This is a genomic window from Dolichospermum compactum NIES-806, assembly GCF_002368115.1.
Lineage (GTDB): Bacteria > Cyanobacteriota > Cyanobacteriia > Cyanobacteriales > Nostocaceae > Dolichospermum > Dolichospermum compactum.
In genome coordinates this window covers 4,841,137-4,860,823 of the sequence record NZ_AP018316.1, presented here as the reverse complement: position 1 = coordinate 4,860,823, position 19,687 = coordinate 4,841,137, and the positions used below count along the sequence as shown (strand labels likewise).

17 protein-coding genes, 1 tRNA gene, 1 other RNA gene and 1 pseudogene are annotated in these 19,687 nt (G+C 40.0%); 6 read left to right on the top strand and 14 right to left on the bottom strand.

The window, feature by feature from the left end:
• Positions 1-13 precede the first annotated feature (13 nt).
• Positions 14-805, top strand: a complete 792-nt coding sequence (locus tag CA730_RS22635) for a pantothenate kinase (protein ID WP_231939916.1) — start codon at positions 14-16, stop codon at positions 803-805.
• A gap of 121 nt (positions 806-926) precedes the next feature.
• Here the strand turns inward: CA730_RS22635 and CA730_RS22630 are convergent, their stop codons facing one another.
• The 4 genes and pseudogenes from CA730_RS22630 to CA730_RS22615 all read right to left on the bottom strand — a co-directional run bounded on the left by CA730_RS22630 (position 927) and on the right by CA730_RS22615 (position 2,690).
• Complete coding sequence (locus tag CA730_RS22630; protein ID WP_015083455.1) at positions 927-1,565, bottom strand: Uma2 family endonuclease; 639 nt, start codon at positions 1,563-1,565, stop codon at positions 927-929.
• Between the two features lie 178 nt (positions 1,566-1,743).
• Positions 1,744-2,211, bottom strand: a complete 468-nt coding sequence (locus tag CA730_RS22625) for a hypothetical protein (RefSeq protein WP_096670745.1) — start codon at positions 2,209-2,211, stop codon at positions 1,744-1,746.
• Positions 2,212-2,342: 131 nt separating this feature from the next.
• Positions 2,343-2,599, bottom strand: a pseudogene (locus CA730_RS26290) (type I restriction-modification enzyme R subunit C-terminal domain-containing protein); the annotation flags it as partial.
• 19 nt (positions 2,600-2,618) lie between these two features.
• Positions 2,619-2,690 (bottom strand) — tRNA-Thr (locus CA730_RS22615).
• A gap of 33 nt (positions 2,691-2,723) precedes the next feature.
• Here CA730_RS22615 and CA730_RS22610 point away from each other — a divergent pair.
• On the top strand, positions 2,724-3,014 hold the full coding sequence (locus tag CA730_RS22610) for a DUF3493 domain-containing protein (RefSeq protein ID WP_096670743.1): 291 nt from the start codon (positions 2,724-2,726) through the stop codon (positions 3,012-3,014).
• A gap of 26 nt (positions 3,015-3,040) precedes the next feature.
• On the opposite strand, the gene CA730_RS22605 is transcribed toward CA730_RS22610, so the two are convergent.
• From CA730_RS22605 to CA730_RS22560, 9 genes are all read right to left on the bottom strand, one after another.
• Positions 3,041-4,687 (bottom strand): DUF1565 domain-containing protein, encoded by a 1,647-nt coding sequence (locus tag CA730_RS22605; RefSeq protein WP_096670741.1) that lies wholly within the window; start codon positions 4,685-4,687, stop codon positions 3,041-3,043.
• 422 nt (positions 4,688-5,109) lie between these two features.
• Positions 5,110-5,358, bottom strand: coding sequence for a hypothetical protein (locus CA730_RS22600; protein ID WP_096670739.1), 249 nt, complete (start codon positions 5,356-5,358; stop codon positions 5,110-5,112).
• 503 nt (positions 5,359-5,861) lie between these two features.
• Positions 5,862-8,951 (bottom strand): translation initiation factor IF-2, encoded by a 3,090-nt coding sequence (infB, locus tag CA730_RS22595; RefSeq protein ID WP_096671742.1) that lies wholly within the window; start codon positions 8,949-8,951, stop codon positions 5,862-5,864.
• Positions 8,952-9,391: 440 nt separating this feature from the next.
• Positions 9,392-9,661 carry a YlxR family protein gene (locus CA730_RS22585; protein ID WP_096670737.1) on the bottom strand — a complete coding sequence of 90 codons (270 nt, stop codon included), beginning with the start codon at positions 9,659-9,661 and terminating at the stop codon, positions 9,392-9,394.
• Positions 9,662-9,820: 159 nt separating this feature from the next.
• On the bottom strand, positions 9,821-11,098 hold the full coding sequence (nusA, locus tag CA730_RS22580) for a transcription termination factor NusA (RefSeq protein WP_172891233.1): 1,278 nt from the start codon (positions 11,096-11,098) through the stop codon (positions 9,821-9,823).
• A 354-nt stretch (positions 11,099-11,452) separates the two neighbouring features.
• Complete coding sequence (gene rimP / locus CA730_RS22575; protein ID WP_096670733.1) at positions 11,453-11,914, bottom strand: ribosome maturation factor RimP; 462 nt, start codon at positions 11,912-11,914, stop codon at positions 11,453-11,455.
• Positions 11,915-12,180: 266 nt separating this feature from the next.
• A non-coding RNA gene (gene ssrS, locus CA730_RS22570) (6S RNA) lies at positions 12,181-12,365 on the bottom strand.
• Positions 12,366-12,404: 39 nt separating this feature from the next.
• The gene (locus tag CA730_RS22565; protein WP_096670731.1) at positions 12,405-13,565 is read right to left on the bottom strand and encodes a 5-(carboxyamino)imidazole ribonucleotide synthase; all 1,161 of its coding nucleotides are present in this window, start codon (positions 13,563-13,565) and stop codon (positions 12,405-12,407) included.
• Positions 13,556-14,044, bottom strand: coding sequence for a pentapeptide repeat-containing protein (locus CA730_RS22560; protein ID WP_096670729.1), 489 nt, complete (start codon positions 14,042-14,044; stop codon positions 13,556-13,558). The genes CA730_RS22565 and CA730_RS22560 overlap by 10 nt, the downstream gene beginning before the upstream one ends.
• A gap of 507 nt (positions 14,045-14,551) precedes the next feature.
• Here CA730_RS22560 and CA730_RS22555 point away from each other — a divergent pair.
• Positions 14,552-14,875, top strand: a complete 324-nt coding sequence (locus tag CA730_RS22555) for a slr1957 family protein (RefSeq protein WP_096670727.1) — start codon at positions 14,552-14,554, stop codon at positions 14,873-14,875.
• 116 nt (positions 14,876-14,991) lie between these two features.
• The gene (locus CA730_RS22550) at positions 14,992-15,450 is read left to right on the top strand and encodes a DUF29 domain-containing protein (RefSeq protein WP_096670725.1); all 459 of its coding nucleotides are present in this window, start codon (positions 14,992-14,994) and stop codon (positions 15,448-15,450) included.
• A gap of 71 nt (positions 15,451-15,521) precedes the next feature.
• Here CA730_RS22550 and mutS read toward each other — a convergent pair whose 3' ends face one another.
• Positions 15,522-18,122: a DNA mismatch repair protein MutS gene (mutS, locus tag CA730_RS22545; protein WP_096670723.1), complete on the bottom strand. Its 2,601-nt coding sequence runs from the start codon at positions 18,120-18,122 to the stop codon at positions 15,522-15,524.
• A 470-nt stretch (positions 18,123-18,592) separates the two neighbouring features.
• Between mutS and CA730_RS24740 the strand changes: the two genes are divergently transcribed.
• Both CA730_RS24740 and CA730_RS22540 read left to right on the top strand, forming a co-directional pair.
• Entirely contained in the window at positions 18,593-18,760 is a 168-nt protein-coding gene (locus CA730_RS24740; RefSeq protein ID WP_157750044.1) for a hypothetical protein, read from the top strand.
• 156 nt (positions 18,761-18,916) lie between these two features.
• The gene (locus CA730_RS22540; protein ID WP_157750043.1) at positions 18,917-19,675 is read left to right on the top strand and encodes a hypothetical protein; all 759 of its coding nucleotides are present in this window, start codon (positions 18,917-18,919) and stop codon (positions 19,673-19,675) included.
• Positions 19,676-19,687: the final 12 nt, after the last annotated feature.

The following is a 19,687-nucleotide window of genomic DNA, read 5'->3' as shown; positions in this document are numbered from 1 at the left end:
AAAAATTAAACCTGTGAACAATCATCCCTCTATAGTCCTAATCATCGGTAATTCCCGCCTCCATTGGGCATTATTCATAGATAAAACCTTATACTCAACTGGAGACACATTTCATCTACCTGAATCTATTATCCAACAATTAGCTCAAAACCCAACTTTAGATAATTGGTTGACAGCTATTTCTTTACCTACCAATCTTTCCATTATCCCAGATTACCCCATTCCCCTGATTCTTGCTTCTGTCGTTCCCAGTCAAACCGCACTGTGGCAAATTTACCCCCATCTTCACATTATTACCTTAGAAGATGTACCATTACAGGGAATGTATCCCACGCTAGGAATTGATAGGGCTTTAGCGGTATGGGGTGCGGGAAAACTATTGGGATTTCCCACCTTAGTAATTGATGCTGGTACAGCATTGACTTTTACCGGTGCAGATGATAATCAATGCTTAGTTGGTGGGGCAATTTTGCCAGGATTAGGTTTACAACTTGCCAGTTTGGGACAAAAAACCGGACAATTACCATTATTAGAAACCAGTTTAATGACATCTTTACCACCACGTTTTGCCATGAATACATCAGAGGCAATTCAAAGTGGAGTAATTTACACTTTATTAAGTGGGATAAAAGATTTTATTGAAGCTTGGTGGCAATTATTTCCTAATAGTCAGATTGTGATGACTGGTGGTGATAGTAATTTATTGAAAAGCTATCTTCAACAACAATTTCCAGATATAGCAGAACGATTAATTGTAGATAATCATTTGATATTTCAGGGAGTTGGAAATATAGTGATTAGTTAATAAATCCCTAAAACTCTTATTGCTTGCGATTCATATTACTTGTAAATTCGGTAAATCATTGTACTGAAATTTAAACTCACAAGCACATAAATAATATTATTTGTATATTTGTAGGGGCAATTCATGAATTACCCCGACGGATGTTTTCACGGAACTTTGAGATTAAATCTTTTGGTTTTTCACCAGACAAAAGCAAACTTGCCAACAGAGTTAAATCTAAATCGGGTAAAAATTCACTTTTAGATATTTTCTCATACTTATCACCCCGCAGAAAATATAACGAAAATTGATGATTCTGCCAAAACCAAACTTCCGGTACACCCAAACCTTGATAAATTAATAAATCATCAATTCCCCCACTAGTAACAACCACCTCAATAGCCAAATCAGGAACAGATTTTTCAGAATCAAAACAATAACATTCATCTGGTTCAATACCTCTAGCGGACGCTTCCTTTCTAAAAGTAGTTGAACCTAAAGGATAAAAATCAATATCCTTTTCAATAAAATAAGTTTCTAATAATAAAGCAATTAGCTTTTTATCGAACTCATGACGACGACTAGGAGACATTATTTCTAAAGTACCTTCTAAATATTTAAACCGATAATGAGACGTATTTTCAAACCTCTGTAACAGTATCTCATATATATTCCAGTTAATCCCATTCATTAGTAAAATTTGGTCAGAATCAACATTATCTAATGCTGATTGACTTGTTAATTCTTCCCAGCAACTCAACTTTTCTAGTAAACCTAACATTGTCACTGCTCCAAAATTGCTTTAATCTCAGACATAATTTCAGCAACTCGCCGATCTTTCTCTAGGATATCAGTTACCAGTTGCTTTGTGGGTAAATGTTCAAAATCCGTCTGATTATTGGGATTTTTGCAGTAAAGATTATAAATTGCCCAGTAAATAGCATCACCTTAATAGTAAATTAATATTCGTAGTGTTCAGCAATTGTTATTCTATGCCCTGATTCAAGCAATTTATCTATTAGTTCGTGCAATTCACTTAGATTTTTTACACCCCTAGAACCTATTAATCCACTTTTAACTAATTCAATAAATAAAGTATTATTTAATCTATAAGGTATATCTTCTCTAATTAATTTCCCTCTATATTTTCCTAAACATTCATTCATACATATTTGTGCATATAAATATGGTAAATATAATCCTCCTATCATTTGCTGATTATAACTAATATTTTCAGGGTAGCAGATTTTAAAATAAAATGGATTTGGATCTATTCTATAAGAATTCACAGTATTTTTCATAAAAATATGTTGTCTGAAAAGAATTTTGTCGGCTGCTTTCATACTAATTATCTGTTTTTCATACCCATCATTATATCTATATATATATGTCCCAGATTCTTGTTTCCAAGTTTTATATTGAACCATAACAAATGACTCAAATCTCTGATTATAATAAATTAAATCTACTCCAAGAGTTGTTTCAGCGGTTTTGCGGTTAACGTTGGTTATTTTTAATCTATTTTTTCCTCTTTGAAAAGTTCTTTGTACTACATAAATTATGCTGAATAAAGTAAACTTTGCAATTGATTAACTGCTTCCCTCAATTCCTGAACACCCCCAAATCGTTCAGCAATTTCCACCACATTACCATAATTATTAAACTCCCGATTGGACAAGTCGTGGGAATGTTAAACTCCTCAACCCCGTTTTCAGCATACTTATCCAAAAGCATTTCTAAAATAGCCCTTGCTTCCTCCTGATATTGTTCAAAAAAGTCAGAGTTAGCACGACACAACCTTTCAGACCGTTGCTTGTCTTGTTATATTACTTAAAGCCGATGATGAGATTTGAACTCACGACCTACTGATTACGAATCAGTTGCTCTACCCCTGAGCCACATCGGCGTACACAGTCACACATTATAACATAATTTATTGATGATGGAACAAAATTCTCCAAAAAATCTCAACCCCCAACAATATGAACGCCTCAAAGCCGAAGTAGCCGCACCCTATCGGGGGTTAAGGCAATTTATCTATATTGGTGTCGGTGCTTCCGGTTTTATTGGTGCATTCGTCTTCTTCTTTCAACTCCTAGCAGGACGCGATATTGAACAAGCAGCGCCCAATTTCGCAATCCAGCTAGGAGTAATTGGGTTAATGGTACTCCTCTGGAAATGGGAAAACAGGAAGAATAGGCAAGAGGGAAAAGGCAAAAGGCAAGAGTAAATATTCCCCTGCCCCCTGCCCCCTACCTACTTACCAGTTACCAAATATGGAGAATTAATGGGTTGAACACGACCTGCATTAACCAGGGCTTGATACACAAAAGCCGCAATATCGGCTCTAGTTGCTTGACGTTTAGGTGCAAGCTCTTTAACAGTGGGATAATTAATTACTAATTGCCGTGAAGTTGCGGCTGCTACTGGACCAACTGCATAACTGGGAATTTGACTAGCATCAGTATAAAAGTTGATCACAGTCTGAGTATTCGCAGTTAAACCCAACCCATTAGCTAAAGCCACTATTGCTTGCACTCTAGGAATTTGTTGTTCCGGTTTAAAAGTTAAGTCAGGATAGCCAGACAGGAACGGACTGCTAGAAGCTGTTTGAATGGCGCTAAAAGCCCAATAATTGCTTTTTACGTCTTTAAAAGTGATTGCTGGGCGAGTTGATGAAGGTTTAAAAGCTTTGTTGATAATCGCTGCAAATTGAGCGCGAGTTACAGGTTCATTAGGTTTAAAACTCCCGTCTGGAAAACCAGCAATAATATTTTGAGAAGCTAAAGCTTCAATGTAAGCTTTTGCCCAGTAACCTGTTTGTACATCTTTAAAAGCAGTATTTCCAGTATTTCCAGTATTGTTATCGGGAGGTGTAGTCACCGTAGCCGCGACAAAATCCACAGCACCAAAAATCCGCTTCTCGTTGATATCGTTACCAATGGCGACAATTTTGCCAGTTTTAGTAGCATTGTTCACGTCATAACGGGCATTATCACGGATGAGATTACCACCAGGATTTTCACTCGTACCCAAGTTAGGAACAGCACCAATAGTAGCGACAATACCATCTCGTTTATTACCGCGAATGGCATTTTTACGGAGTATGGGTTTTGCAGTTTCCGAGATAAAAAGACCGTCTGTATTTTGGGTGATGTTGTTACTTTCTAATAAAGGTGTGGAACTACCACCAATCGCTACACCAAAACCAGTATCTTGAAATAAGTTGCCACGAATCACACCTTGAGCCGATTTGGCTACGGAAATTCCATTGCCCTTATTTTTCAAGAAGATGTTATTTTCAATTTGGGGATTTCCCGTACCTGTCACAAAAATCCCTTCTCTGACGCTGTTAATAAAGGTACTATTTTTGATGACAGGGTTACTGGATTCTACCCATACAGCCGTTCCCCGTGAATTCGGGTTGGTAAAAGTTAAACCTGTAATGATAGTGCCATTATTCGCTAACAGGGTAATATCCTGTCTAGCAAAAGTGCGACTGGTATAATAGCCACCACCGATAATGACGATTCCTTCACCTTTGTTGGATTCATTACCTTGAAGCGTCACTCCAGAATTGAGAACAAGGGGGAATGTTTCACCACTATCTTTACTATAGTTTCCAGGAGCAACCTGAACAACTGTCCCGGCTGTAGCTTTAGAAAGGGCAAAAGTGATAGTTTTATAGGGGGCTTCTGTAGTTCCATTACCGGCAGTATCTTTTCCAGTGGCAGAGTTAACGTAAATGATAGTCCCACTAGTTGGTACTTGGGCTGTTAAGGTTGGGGCAGCACCAGCTTGAAGTTGACTAGGTAGGAGGGTAGAAATACCAGCACTGAATAACAAAGCGGTGAGGCTGGTTTGTAAAGATAAACGAGAAATGTGAAAACCCTGATTTTTCATTTTTTTACTGAAGTATGTGCTTTTAATTATGGTACTTTCACAAGAGTGTAAGGTAACAGATATTCATCTGCAAAACTTATCACAAACTATACCTGATGATTAGCACTTATGCAGCTAAAATTATGATTAAAAAAATCAGGTAACTCAACATTTCAGTAGTTTTTACCCCCTATATAAAAATTGAGGATAAGATTTCTTATCCCCAACGTCCCAATACTGCTCGGTTAAGCCTGAAAAGTCACTATATGGTAGGTTGGGTTGTGGAACGTAAACGTTCGCCAAGCAGTCAGAATGAAACCCAACATTATCAAGGATTTTGTTGAGTTTCCTTATCGCTCAACCCAACCTACATTTCCTTAACCGACAAGTATTGCCCAATGTCCTTGTTCAAAGCAAGTGGTAAATATTTGTTTGTCAAAGGGTTAATAAGCTAAAGTTTCTAAAGTCTCTCTTAAATACATTTGTACTTGCTGATCTAGACGTAAACTTTGTAATTTAGCGTTACATTCTAATTGCCATCTTTGAAAACCGGAACTAGCAGAAATCACGTATTTCAGGTTATGCCAAAATTGAGTATTAGCAGACAGTTGATGATTCACAAGCTCAGCGCTGACATAGCCTTTGCTATCGGTACTATGAGCGTAGTTGCTAGAAGTTGGAAATTGAGCCATAATTCCTCATTCCTTGTTGTTCACTTCCAGGGTTAGACAATTTGGGATTTTAGATTTCAGATTGATAATTTATTTGACATTTCGGGGAAAGACGTAAATCCAGTCACCCAAGCCTAAAATTGAAAATTGTTGTTTAATCTGTTTTCAAGATAATGGTTTTATACCTGAAAATTCTGTCGCATTCATCACTAAATGCAGAATTTTCTGCGAGAAATTTCTAAAACAACTTGTTTCTAGTTAAACAGAGAATTTTTTTAAAATTTATAGCAACCCAGAAGGTTAAGACATGAATTGATAATAAAACTCCGACTAGCACAGGGTTTTACTTCTTCCTTCTTCCTTCTTCCTTCGTTTCTTCGTGGTTCATTCACTCTTGACTCCTGACTCCTAATTCCGTGACTCCTCTCGGACGGAGTGCTGAGTTTATATTATTTGAGTGTTGAACTCGAAACAGTCTCAATTCAACACTCATCAACTCAGCACTCAACGCTGGATGCACGTCACTACTTAGTCATAGTTAAAGTCCGACGTTTAGTTACCAATTGGTAGGATTCAATGATGTCATTTTCCACCCAGTCATGGAACTTATCAATGCCGATACCACATTCATAACCTGCGTTGACTTCACGGGCATCTTCTTTCATCCGTTTGAGGGAATCGAGGACACCTTCATAAACTACCTTATTGTGACGACGGACGCGCACTTTACAGTTGCGAACGAGTTTACCAGATTGCACGTAACAACCGGCAACTGCACCACGACCAACTGGGAAGACAGCACGAACTTCTGTTTGTCCTAAAGGTTCTTCCACCAATTCTGGTTCGAGTAGACCTTCTAAAGCTCCTTGGATATCTTCCAAGAGTTTGTAGATGATGTTATATTCTCGAACATCTACACCTGCTTCATCCGCAGCCTGTCTAGCTCCACTGGCGTAGGTGGTGTTGAAACCAATGATGACAGCGTTACTGGCAGCAGCTAAGTCTATGTCTGTTTCGGTGATTTCGCCAGCTGTAGCTAGGAGCATCCGAATTTGGACTTCGTTTTGGGGAATTTGCCGCAGAGAGCCGATAATGGCTTCTACAGAACCTTGTACGTCGCCTTTGAGGATGAGGTTGAGTTCTTTTAATTCGCCTTCTTGTGCTTGTGCTGACAGGGTGGTGAGGGTGACACGACCTTGTAACAATCGAGACTGACGTTGCTTGTCGGCGCGATCGCTGGCTATAGAACGAGCTTCTTTTTCGTTTTCATAAACCTCGAAATCATCACCAGCAGCAGGGACATCACTTAAACCCAATACTTCCACAGCAAAGGATGGACTAGCGATATCTACACGCTTACCGCGATCATTTACCATCGCTCGGACTTTACCGAAGGCTGAACCAGCGACCAGCATATCTCCAACGTGGAGAGTACCGTTTTGAATCAGCAAGGTAGCAACTGCACCTTTCGCCTTATCCAAATGAGCCTCAATGACTGTTCCTTTTGCGACCCGATCTGGATTAGCGGATAGTTCGGCTACTTCCGACACCAACATAATCATTTCTAGGAGGGTATCGAGATTTTCGCCCTTAATGGCACTAACGGGAACCATAATGGTTTCACCACCCCAATCTTCAGCGGTGAGACCGTAATTGGTGAGTTCCTGTTTAACCCGCTCTGGCTGTGCGCCTTCTTTATCAATCTTGTTGATAGCAACAACAATGGGAACATCAGCAGCTTTAGCGTGGCTAATAGCTTCGATGGTTTGGGGACGAACACCGTCATCAGCAGCTACGACTAAAACGGCAATATCTGTTACCCTAGCTCCTCTGGCACGCATCGCGGTGAAGGCTTCGTGACCAGGAGTATCGAGGAAAACAATCTGCTGTGGTTTACCTTCATGGACGATATCAACATGATATGCGCCGATATGTTGGGTAATACCGCCTGCTTCCCCAGAAGCAACTTTGGTTTTGCGAATTGAGTCGAGGAGAGTGGTTTTACCGTGGTCTACGTGACCCATGATGGTGACAACTGGAGGACGACGAATGAGATGATCCAAGTCAGCCACGTCAATCATTTCTGTGACTTTCCGGGCTTCAGCTTCTCGTTCGACGATTTCGACTTCTACTTCTAGTTCTTTGGCGACTAGGGTAATGGTCGGAATATCCAAATTTTGGGTGATACTGACAGCCATGCCTTTCATAAACAGGATTTTGACAATCTCTGTATCGGCAATTACTAAGGCATCAGCCAACTCTTGGACTGTTAATGGACCAGTGACAGCTAGTGTCGCTGGACGATCTGGTTTTTGCTCGACATTTTCTTGACGACGATTGTGGTCGCGGGAAGAACTAGATTTCTTACCTCTGGTGGTAGGAGCAGCTACAACAGCTACAGTTGGCGCACCAGCACGAGTCCCTTTAGGTTTGGGTGGACGGGCAATAGAGAGACTAGCTTGGACGGTTGTGGAAATTTCTAGACCGTTTTCATCTAAATCATCCTCATCGAGTAAATCATCTTCTAAGATTGGTTTGACCCGTTTGCCCTTAGGTCCCAACTTAGCCTTTTCTTTGATTTCGTCAATGATTTCTTCTTCTTGCCATTTCTTCCCACCTTTGTTTAAACGCGGGGGTGTAGGGCGTTTTAAATCAAGGAGATCGGGAACAATTGGTGTTTCATCCAATGATTCTTTTTTTGCGCTGCCGGCATTATGCCTGGGTGGAGTTGCCGTGGGAATGGCTGCTGGTTCACCGGGACGTGCGGGTCTAGGACGTTGAATATCACCGCCAACGGATGGCCTGCCACTGCGCTGTTCTGGTCTTGTCGGGGCTGCTGAATTAGCCCGACTAGGTTTAGGTGGTGCAGATGGTGAACTTTGGTCAGATGAGGGCTTATTAACCTTACTTCTAACTGGTTGCCTGTCTTCCTCGACCCGCTGGGTGCGATCGCGTTTGAGCAGAGGTTTTTCCGATGTTCCGACTACTGGTGTATCTGGCGATTTTGTGCCATCTACTCTGGCAGGGGGAGAAACCAATTGGGGTTTTTGCGGTTTCTCTGGTTTAGGTCTAGGAGTAGATATCTTCTCTGATTTTTCCCCTACTACCTTTTCCGCCACCGGTTGAGGATTAGATGCCTGTTCCGGTTGGGTAGGATTGGGTTTGAGCGGAGTCTCGGATTGATTCCGGGGAACTGGTCGAGTTGGTGCCGTCGGCTTCATAGATGAGACAGGTGTAGCGAAAGGCCGTGGAGGTGAAGGACTATTAGCCTCAGTAGCGTCAGTAGCAACTGAAGTATCTGGTGAGTTGGTGGTAGTGTTTCTCAATATTTTCGGTTTGCGAATTTCTAGAATTTGCTGTTTGTGATTGGCTCTGGGACGGTTTGGGGATGAATTTGGTTTATGGCCGTTTGTACCCTGTTCCTTTTTGGAGACTAAATTCGCGGCAGCCACTTTTTCGGCGGCGCTACGAATTTGTTCAGCTTCCGATTCGGAAATCGTACTGCTATGGCTTTTGACCGCAATATCGAGCTGATCGCAAATTGCTAGTAGCTCTTTATTGTCCAAATTCAATTCCTTTGATAGGTCATAGATTCTAACTTTTCCGTTGTTCATCCACTCTTTCCTCTTTAATTTACAGTTTTAATGGATGGTTGCCTGGTTTGTGACATCTCCACCCTTTGATCACTGTTTTTTCGGTTGCCCTTGGTGATATTGCCGGCGCCTCCAGTTAGGAAAGAGAGATGTTTCGGGTTAATACTGACATCTCCACCAAGAATGATGGTTGATGCAGAACTGCGATTTGACGCTACCAGGTTGCCATTTTTGGTTCTTTTGTTTTGCTGATTTGTGAGTCTTCCACAATACAATCAAAAAAAACTTTTTGGGAGTAATGCCTTGCGTCTTGTCCAAAAAAAGGAGATCGAGAAAGCTAGTTACATCCATTTACTATTTTGGCACTAACTTGAGCGATACTAAAGGTTATGATCAGAGCGCGAATAGTTCGGCTTTTGTCATAATATCTTTAGAGGTTATCGCAATTTTAGTTGTTACCATTAAATCTGATTTTGGCGATCGCCGTGATTTAGACGTTGCCACAATGCTTGATACACTGTGTCTGGCACTGTCCCATGCAGCGATCTTCCTAGTCTATTTTTTTTCTGAGCTACTTGCAGGCAACTCTCTTGCGGACAGATATAGGCAGAACGCCCCATGCCCTGATCTAATTGTACCTTTCCAGATGGAAAGACGCGGACAATCCGCCAAAACTCTTGTTTCAAGTTCACTTGACGACAACTAATACAACGCCGATAGTTCGGTTTCATCAGTCTTTTGCCAGATTCAGCTAGATATCTTCTGGATACTAAACAATGTATTTTTTAATGCCTGTTGGTCATTGGTCATTGGTCATTGGTGATTGGTCATTGGTTCAGATGCCCCCATTGCCTCTTCTGTTCTTAAATTAGTGCCGACAACTCTGGGAATTAATCTTCCTCGCTATTGTCGAATCTATCCTCATCCAATTCTAATTCTTCTGCCATTTGATCTTCTCGGTCAGACCTATCATCCTCATAATTTTGTGGTTGATTTTGCGCTCTCACCGCTGCAAATTTAATATCTTCGGCTTCCTGGTCATATTTAGCCTGATCTTTAATATCAATTTTCCAACCAGTGAGACGAGCTGCTAACCGCACATTTTGCCCTTCTTTACCAATAGCCAAACTCAGTTGATCTTCCGCCACCAAAACATGAGTTTGGCGACTTTCTGGGTCCATTAGTCTAACTTCATCTACCCGTGCTGGACTCAAAGCATTAGCAATATAGGTAGCTGGATCTGGAGACCAGCGAATCACATCTATTTTTTCACCACGTAATTCATTAACTACCACCTGGATTCGTGATCCCCTCGCCCCAATACAAGCGCCAACGGGGTCTACATCCCGATCTAAGGTATCAACAGCAATTTTTGTCCGGGGTCCCACATAACGAGAAGGAGGATTAGCTTCTCTGGCTACAGCCACAATTCGCACTACCTCATCTTCAATTTCTGGGACTTCATTGGCGAATAGATAAACTACTAAACCTGCATCAGCACGCGATACCATCAACTGTGGACCCCGTTGCTGTCCTTGGGAAACTTTTTTCAGATATACCTTAAAAGTTGCATTGGCACGATAGTTATCATTGGGTAACTGTTCTCGCTTGGGTAACTCCGCATCTACCTCCGATTGCCCAAATCCACTACTCACAGCCAAAACCACAGACTGACGTTCAAATCGCAACACTCTAGCTTGTAAAACCGTGCCTTCTAAGTCTTGAAACTCTTCTTGCACCATTTGACGTTGTTGATCTCGCAACTTTTGCGCCAATACTTGCTTAGTTTGCATAGCTGCCATGCGCCCAAATTCCCCCTGATCTGGGGTTACATCCAATACCACAGAATCTCCTAATTGAGCTTCAGGGGCTACTTGCTGTACCTCCTCTAAGGAAATTTGATGATCAGTATTACTAACTGCTTCAACAATAGTTTTGGTGGAAAGAACCCGAAATCCCTCACCCTCTATATCCAATTCCACTTCAAAATTATTAAAATACTCTTCATCAAATTGTCTGCGTTCTAAATTTTGGGCGCGACGATAACGTTCGTAACCCTTAATTAAGGCTTCTCTAATAGCCGCCTGTACAGCCAAACGCGGCAAATTTCGTTCTTTGCTAATACTTTCAATTAGCTCTTTTAATCCAGATAAAGTCACCATTGACATACGCAGTCTCCTAAAATTTTATGTAAGCGGTCAGCAAAATGAGATAAATAGTGAGAAGTAATTGCTTTTCTGTTCCCCAATTACTCCTTACCAATTACCAGTTACTAGTACAGCACGGCGTAAATAAAACAACCATTCTCAATCACCAAAAAGCTTACGCCATATTATTTTTGACTTTTGACTTTTGACTTTTGACGAACGCCTTGCGGTACTAGCACAGGTCGGCGGAAATAAACAGACTATTCCAAACTACTGGAAAGCTCATTGTATATTCGTTTTGATTTTTGACTTTTGACTTTTGACGAACGCCTTGCGGTACTAGTCCCTAATCCAAAGTCTAAAATCTAAAATTGATTAGCTACGCTCATCTATTTGTACTTTGGTAATGAGGTCACGCGGGATTTTGATTACACGACCTTTTTGATTAAGGTAAACTGTGGTTTCATCCCGACGCATCAATAGACCTATCCACTCTTGCTGTTGTTCGTAGGGTGGGGAAGTGGAAATAACTACAGGAAATCCTTTGAAGGAAATAAACTCCCTGTCTGTTACCAGTTGCCGCGAAATACCAGGACTGGATACTTCCAATACATAAGCGTCTGGAATGATCTCTCCCGCATCTAATGAGGCTTCTAAGGCACGGCTCATCCTTTCACAATCATCCAGGCCAATGTCCTGTAGAGGATTAAAGATATCTACTCGCAAGACTGGGGGGCTTTGGTTCGTATGGAAAACTATACTAACAACTTCCAATCCTAGTTCTGCGGCTACTGGTGTCGCCAAATCAATAATTTGTGGTATTAAAGGATGAGTCATGGGAGAATTCAATAAAAAAAGTGGGCTTCAACCCACTTCCTGCGATAGGGATATCTTCCAAGAAGTATTGTGACGAACTGCATTAGTTCGCCCCTAAAATGAGTGTAGCTTATTTCTTCAGTTAGTCATGACAGACTTGAAAAAATGGTCATTGGTCATTGGTCATTGGGAAAATCTTTTTCTTTCTGTATTTTGCTTTTTGCCTCCAAATGTCAGGCAAATATCGTAAAGCTCCCCAGTTTCATCAACCAGGGAGCTAAAATTTTTAGTTCACCACAACGCCGTTTTACCTAAGTTTATGACCTGGTTAAACCAGGTGGGAACTGAGGGTTCTCATTTAAAGTTTCCGGGTACAAGCCCGGTATACTGCCACGAGAATTGTTTAGCTCCCTTGTTGTTAAAGACATAGATCAAAAAACTTGATGGCAGTCACCAATCGTCGTAGTGCAACTAACTCATTATAGCTTTGAAAAATAGTTTGTGTATTTATTTAGGGAAAATTTTGGCAAGTTTTCGCTGGGGGATACCAGATAGATTCAATTTTGTGTACAATGTCTCTTGTTTGATTGAGAGGATCTTGGTCTAGTAGAACGGTGATATGCCCTAGTTTACGTCCTGGACGAGCTTCTGTTTTGCCGTACCAGTGGACAGTAGCTTGAGGAATAGATGCCAGTTGTTGCCGTTGTTTCTGGTAGTTGCAATGGCTGCTTTCATATCCTAGCAGGTTAACCATCATAGCACTAGCACAACGTAATCCAGTATTGGTTAATGGTAAACCACACACGGCTCTCAGATGTAGTTCAAATTGGGAAGTTTCACAAGCATCCAGGGAAAAATGTCCAGAGTTATGGGTGCGTGGTGCTATTTCATTAATTAGGATTTTACCTTCGGCGGTGAGAAATAGTTCAATGCCACAGACTCCTACATATTGGAGGCTAGTTAATAGTTTATGGGCGATCGCTTCAATTTCTAAATTTTGCTCTTGGGTGATTTCAGCTGGCGCAATTACCCACCGACAAACCTGTTCTTCTTGGTGAGTTTCTACCGCTGGATAGATGACAATGTCCCCATTTACAGAACAGGCTGCAATTATCGCCAGTTCTTTGGTAAAAGGCACAAATTCTTCGACTAAAAACTGGGTACGACTTTGATTAACTATTTTTGATAAGGTCGCGAAATCGTGAATGATAAAAGTTCCTTGACCATCATATCCATGTCTTCGCGCTTTGAGAACCACCGGAAATTCCAATTTTTCAATCTGAGATTCTAGCGCTTTTTCCCCTGATAATGCCAAAAAATGGGGAACTGGTAAACCTAAATCTCGTAAATAGCACCGTTGTTCATATTTGTCTAACAGAGGTGCTAAAGCTGCTAAGGTCGGACGAAAACAAACACCCTGTTTTTCTAGCAGTGATAAAGCAGCAATATCTACAAACTCGTTTTCAAAGGTAACGATATCACACTTTGTTGCTAAAATTTCTGTGGCTGCGGCATCATCAACTGCGGCAAAAATGCTATGTTGGGCAATAGACACGGCTGGATCATTTGCACTAGGAGTTTGGACTATTAATTCTACTCCCAGCTTGTTTGCTGCATCTTTCATCATCCAGGCCAGTTGTCCACCACCGATTATACCAAGTTTTATTGACATCCTAACGACTCACGAGTTTTTACACCAGTCTGAGAATTTACACCGCTGGCTTTTTGACATAGCTCTTTAATTTGCGCTTTATCTAAAATTGCGTCTGTAAAATCTGCACCTGTGATATTAACATCTGTAAAGACAGTGCGGAGTAAAAGAGCTTCGATTAAAACGGCATTACTTAAATCAGCACCCGTTAATTTTACCTCATTCATCATCGCATTGGTTAAATCTGCTCCATGTAAATTTGCCTTTGTCATGACTGAAGCACTGAAAACTGTTCCTCGCAAATCCGCACCTGTAAAGTTAGTCATTTCCAAGTTAGCGTTAGAAAATTCCGCAGCTTGTAAACTTTGTCCCGAAAAGTCTTGTCTTGACAATTCTGCGTTACTATATGATAAAGGATGAGTCCAATCTGCCAATGCTGTTTGTGGAATACACCAAAGCATAATTCCCAAAATCCATCCTAAGCCTTTTTGCCAAAACATAGTTGATGATTCCCAATTAGTGATTAATAGTTGACAGTTGATAATTAGGGCGTTGCATGAGCGTTAATATTTTGTAATCAAGTTTTTGGCAATTACTCCTTTTTCTCAAGTTTAACTGTTGCTGATTCTGGAAAAAGATGGCATTATCACCCAGGAAGGATTTTACTATTTACAATAATTCATTAAATTTGATGACAAGTAAAGTTTTTTATCTTTTAAGGTCTAGTAGTGAAAAAAACTGATAATGTATTACTCATAGGGATAGCCGTGGGGGCAGGGTTTTTGATACCTAAAAATACTTGATAAACATTTAAATGGTTGACATGAAATTGAATATCATCAGCAATGGTTATAGCGAGTATGTACTTAAAATAAGGTAGAAAGTTTATGTGGAAAATTATCCAGTAAAAGATTTTTACTATTGGCTGCTACTATATCTGACTAAGAATTTTGAAGTTATTAAAATTGACAGACAGCATACATCAATAATACAAAATTGGTATTTATATGATAAATCATTACTCTATTCAATGGATTGAAGCATGGTGCTTAGAAAACGGCTGGACAGATTTATTTGTTGAAAGACGTGGTAACTACTGGGCGTTTCCTCCGGGGGGAGTGATGCCAGAACCAATCCCAATGAATGTGTTAAGAGTAATTAAAGAAGAAAACGGCTTAACCAATCAGGAAATTTACTGGGCTTGTGCTGCCATATCTACCACTATTTTAGCAGTGATTTATACTTTTTTGTGGAAATGTCCGGTTCCTTTAGTGTTATCTTTTGCGTTTAATGCTGTTACAGTGGCACAATTTGAACCAGAGGATGTTTAGAGTTTTGCAGATGAAAATTAGGATATTAAGATTAATCCATTGACCTTAATGCTATTTTTATTTTGTAAGTTATATGATTAAAATACCATTAACAATGAAAATGAAATTCGCTGAATATGGATAACTTTTCTTTGTATAATCAAGACTTCTATGCTTGGACACAACAACAAGCAAAAGCTTTAGAACAAAAGCTAGTTGTAGAATTAGACTGGCAACATTTGCAAGATGAAATTCAATCTTTGGGAAGACATGAATATCGAGAATTGATAAGTCGTTTGGGTGTGTTAATTGGTCGTTTATTGAAATGGGAATATCAACCTGAACAACGTTCTCGTAGTTGGTTTCTCACAATTAGAGAACAACGTCGTGCTATTCAAAGACATCTCAGACAAAACCCTAGTTTAAAATCTCGGATAACAGAAGCTATGTTAGATGCTTTTGAAGCAGGAGTTGATTTAGCTTTACGAGAAACTAATTTACCATTAAGAACTTTTCCTGAAAATTGTCCCTATTTATTTGATGATATCATTGCTGATAATTTTATGTGTGATACTCTTCAAGATTGGGAAGGATAATTTTCGTACAGGTCAGAAGTTATCAGATTTGAGATTGTGAGTTTTTAATTGATTTTGTTTGATTCATATTATTAAAGTCCTTCACGCAAACCCATTGCTATTTTACTGTGTTTTTCGATTTGTCCCATCACCTGTTTTGCTCTTTGAATTACTACTGGGGGTAAACCTGCTAGTCTTCCGGCTTCTATTCCATAGGATTTATCAGCGCCACCGGGTTGAACTTGATGTAAAAAGATAATTTGGTCTGGTAATTCTTTAACTGTAACTTGATAGTTTGCCACATTAGAAATGATTGTAGCTAATTCATTTAATTCATGATAATGGGTGGCAAAAATTGTCCGAGATTTAATCTCAACAGCTAAATATTCCGCCACAGCCCAAGCAATTGATAACCCGTCAAATGTTGCTGTTCCCCGACCAATTTCATCTAATAAAACTAAAGATTTCGCAGTTGCGTGATTGAGAATATTTGCAGTTTCATTCATTTCTACCATAAAAGTAGATTGACCTGTGGCTAAATCATCTACAGCCCCAACACGAGTAAAAATGCGATCGCACACTCCCAATTTAGCAGACCGCGCCGGGACAAAACTCCCCACCTGCGCCATTAACTGAATCAAACCAACTTGACGCAAATAACAACTCTTGCCACTCGCATTCGGACCAGTCAAAATCACCAAATCAGGGGAAGATAAATTCTTCTTTTCCTCTTCCTTCGCTTCCTTCGCTCCTTCGTGGTTCATTTCCTTCCCCCCTAAGCAAGTCGAATTAGGGACAAAAAAACCAGCAGGTAAAGACTGTTCTACCACTGGGTGACGACCATCAATTACGTCAATTTCCCGACCTGTAACCATCTCAGGACGACAGTAACCTTGATGGACAGCTAATTCTGCCAAACCACATAATACATCCGACGCGGCTACTGCACGGGCAATATTCCGAATGATTTCATCTTGAGAACCCACTTCATTGCGTAATGCTTCAAAAATCTGATATTCCAACTGATTTAAATCATCTCGCGCTGTGAGGATGCGTGCTTCTCGTTCTTTTAAATCAGGAGTGATGTAACGTTCCTCATTTGTTAAAGTTTGTCTACGAATGTAATTATCGGGAACTTGGTCGGATTTACTGCGGGAAATACTGATATAATAGCCAAAGGTTTTATTAAATCCTACCTTCAAAGTGGGGATTCCTGTTCTGGCTCTTTCATCAACTTCTAAGTTGGCAATCCATTGTTGATCACTTTCCACAGTGGCTTTTCTTTCATCCAACAACGGATTGATACCCGCCCGAATTAAACCACCTTCTTTTAGATGAGTCGGTGGTGATTCTACGATGTGAGCGTGTAATTTTTCTGCTAGTTCTTCGAGGATGGGTGGGACTTTTTGCAAAGCTTTTAAGAACGGGGAACGGGCATCCGCAACTAAGCGAGATAATTCGGGTAAACGGGAGAAAGAATCAGCTAAGGCGACTAAATCCCTGGCATTTGCTCTACCAGAGGCGGCTCTGACTGTTAACCGTTCTAAATCATAAATTTGTCTTAATAACTGCCGCAGGTCTTGACGTAAGGGCGTATTTTCTACTAATTCTTGGATGGTATCTTGGCGGGATTTAATCCCTTTAATCTCCAGTAGCGGTTGTAACAACCATCTTCTTAAAGCTCGGCTACCCATTGCGGTGCTAGTTCTATCTAAAGCCCATAATAGAGAACCGTGAAATGTACCATCGCGGACGGTTTGGGTAATTTCTAGGTTACGACGGGTTTGATGATCGACGATTAAATAATCAGTTAAGGTATAGGTGCGTAATAATTGCAGGGAGACAGGATGGGCTTTCTGTGTGTCTTCGATGTATTCTAAAAGACCTCCTGCGGCGCGAACTGCGAGTGGTAAATGTTCACAACCCAAACCTTCGAGCGATCGCACGTTGAATTTCTGCAATAATTTACTTCTAGCTTCGGCTTGGGAAAAGGGGGCTTGCGATCGCAAACTATAGCAAAATGATAGTGGTAAACATTGGGGAAGAGAGGGGGAAGTTTCCCCAGGACGGAGTAAACTACCTAAATCGGGGGCGTTGGTGGGAAACAGGACTTCTGAAGGTTGCAACCGCATTAACTCTTGAGTCAGGTGTTCTAAATCACTACCTTGCGATGTAAGAAATTCCCCTGTTGATATATCTGCGTAGGCTAAACCCCAATGATTGACAGCAATTACCACAGCCGCTATGTAGTTATTCCGACTGGCTTTGAGCATCCCCTCTTCTAATAATGTCCCTGGAGTGAGAATGCGCGTTACTTCTCGCTTAACCAAACCAATCGCGTCCGCAGAGTCTTCTACTTGGTCGCAAATTACCACTGCATAGCCCTTTTCCACTAGTTGAGTTGTGTAGCGTTCCCAAGCATGATGAGGTACACCTGTCATGGCAACGCGACCGACTTCACCACCATGTTTACTGGTTAAAACTAATTCTAATTCCCTGGAGACGGTTACAGCGTCTTGAAAAAAAGTTTCAAAAAAATCACCAACTCTGTACAGCAGCAACGCATGAGGATATTTATCTTTCACTTCTACATAATGCTGATACATCTTACTCAGCTTACTGCGGTCTTCTACCAGATTTGTATCAGTAAGTGATGTGTTGGGTTGATTGGGTTCTGGTGTGGAAGTCGTCATGGTAGATGCTGAGAATTTATTGGCAACAGATTTTTGGCACTCTATTCGATCATAGCTTGATGTGGGGGATAGGGTGCGATCGCTTAAGGTTTATTTATTTTTAGTTAGGGTTACTGTTGATCCAGCCATTTTTGCCGTTATTGTGGTAAAAATGCGGTTCTTCCTTGCTTGTTATGCTAAACTGGTAAGTTGAGAAAAGGGAACAGGGGAAAATTTCAATTTTCTAGTTTTTAATAAGTAATTGGACAAAAATATTTACAGTCATTGCGAGCGAAGGGAAGCAATCACAACCCTGGCGATTGCTTCATTTCACTTCGTTCCATATGGCTAACGCCACGCTACGCTTACGCAATGACATTGTGTAATTAATTCTGTCTCACTACTTAAGACTAATAATCATTCTGCTTTCCTCTTTTAATAAACAATACTATTGCCAATTTTCCAAAATATGTCTGAAACCCAATAAAATCGTGACGATATCAATAGTGTTTCAGGGCTTTGGCAATAGTATTGATAAATTAAGAATCATTTCTATATCTTTTTCTGAGCATAATTCTACTCATTATTCCTTCGGAACGCTACTGCGAATGCGATCGCACACAATAATCAGGTTATCGAAATGCGATCGCACACAATAAAGGTCGGATCTTTTTGATAAGTAAATTTATGTAAACTTTTTAAATAAAAAAAGACTATACTCTGCAATGTATGCTGTAATAGGCTGCAATTTTTCTTTCTTAATTGTAGGATTTTTGAAGATAATGTTGTTTAATTCAAAGTATTTCAATAGTTCAATGAAATTTTCTATGTTATTCATGGTTTTATGTTTACCGTCAATGATGACTATAAGTTCATCTTTGGTATCAGTCCAAGCAATACCAAAAAATAGTTTATCAATTGCACAATTTCAATGTATCCAAGATTTTGACATGAATGTCGGAAGTCGTGGTTGGTTGTTTTCTGCAACCATTCCTTCTCAATGCTTAGATAGTATGTTACATACAAAAGAAATTTTAGCTAAAAATCAAGGACGACAAAAAGATACAGAGTTCAACAAGGTAGATATCAGTAATTTAAGAGGAAATTTTATAAATGGAGGATATAGAATAGAGGGTAATTGGAAAGTTTATCACCGAGAGTTAATTGCTAAAACTTTTGGGAAAAAACATTATACACCTTGGTCAGAAGATGATGGTAGTTTTTATCAAGATATTTTGTTAGGTATTGATAGTGGTAACTTAATTGTCAATCCTGGTAAAAATAATATAAGGCGTAATAGTCAGGGATTAATCAGAGATGCAATCGGAGATTTTATTATCTATGGAGAAGGCAATTTCAGAGACAAATTTGTTGATGAGATAAAAAACGAAATACAAAAATTAAATGGACAGAGTATAGCACAGATGTTAATTAACAAAAATGCACATCAATATATTTCTGAGCGAACAAAAATTAGTGAAAAATCTGCGATTGCTTTGATAAACAATGCCTCTGGGAGAATTAATGGTCAAATTAGTAATCAGGGACTACGAATTTCTCTACGTTTGAGATAAATATTTATTTTA

Bases quoted from the DNA above. Each gene is read 5' to 3' on its own strand.
- CA730_RS22630 (WP_015083455.1), bottom strand. From the start codon at position 1,565: ATGTTAGGTTTACTAGAAAAGTTGAGTTGCTGGGAAGAATTAACAAGT.
- CA730_RS22625 (WP_096670745.1), bottom strand. From the start codon at position 2,211: ATGGTTCAATATAAAACTTGGAAACAAGAATCTGGGACATATATATAT.
- CA730_RS22610 (WP_096670743.1), top strand. From the start codon at position 2,724: ATGATGGAACAAAATTCTCCAAAAAATCTCAACCCCCAACAATATGAA.
- CA730_RS22605 (WP_096670741.1), bottom strand. From the start codon at position 4,687: ATGAAAAATCAGGGTTTTCACATTTCTCGTTTATCTTTACAAACCAGC.
- CA730_RS22600 (WP_096670739.1), bottom strand. From the start codon at position 5,358: ATGGCTCAATTTCCAACTTCTAGCAACTACGCTCATAGTACCGATAGC.
- infB (WP_096671742.1), bottom strand. From the start codon at position 8,951: ATGAACAACGGAAAAGTTAGAATCTATGACCTATCAAAGGAATTGAAT.
- CA730_RS22585 (WP_096670737.1), bottom strand. From the start codon at position 9,661: ATGAAACCGAACTATCGGCGTTGTATTAGTTGTCGTCAAGTGAACTTG.
- nusA (WP_172891233.1), bottom strand. From the start codon at position 11,098: ATGTCAATGGTGACTTTATCTGGATTAAAAGAGCTAATTGAAAGTATT.
- rimP (WP_096670733.1), bottom strand. From the start codon at position 11,914: ATGACTCATCCTTTAATACCACAAATTATTGATTTGGCGACACCAGTA.
- CA730_RS22565 (WP_096670731.1), bottom strand. From the start codon at position 13,565: ATGTCAATAAAACTTGGTATAATCGGTGGTGGACAACTGGCCTGGATG.
- CA730_RS22560 (WP_096670729.1), bottom strand. From the start codon at position 14,044: ATGTTTTGGCAAAAAGGCTTAGGATGGATTTTGGGAATTATGCTTTGG.
- CA730_RS22555 (WP_096670727.1), top strand. From the start codon at position 14,552: ATGATAAATCATTACTCTATTCAATGGATTGAAGCATGGTGCTTAGAA.
- CA730_RS22550 (WP_096670725.1), top strand. From the start codon at position 14,992: ATGGATAACTTTTCTTTGTATAATCAAGACTTCTATGCTTGGACACAA.
- mutS (WP_096670723.1), bottom strand. From the start codon at position 18,122: ATGACGACTTCCACACCAGAACCCAATCAACCCAACACATCACTTACT.
- CA730_RS22540 (WP_157750043.1), top strand. From the start codon at position 18,917: ATGAAATTTTCTATGTTATTCATGGTTTTATGTTTACCGTCAATGATG.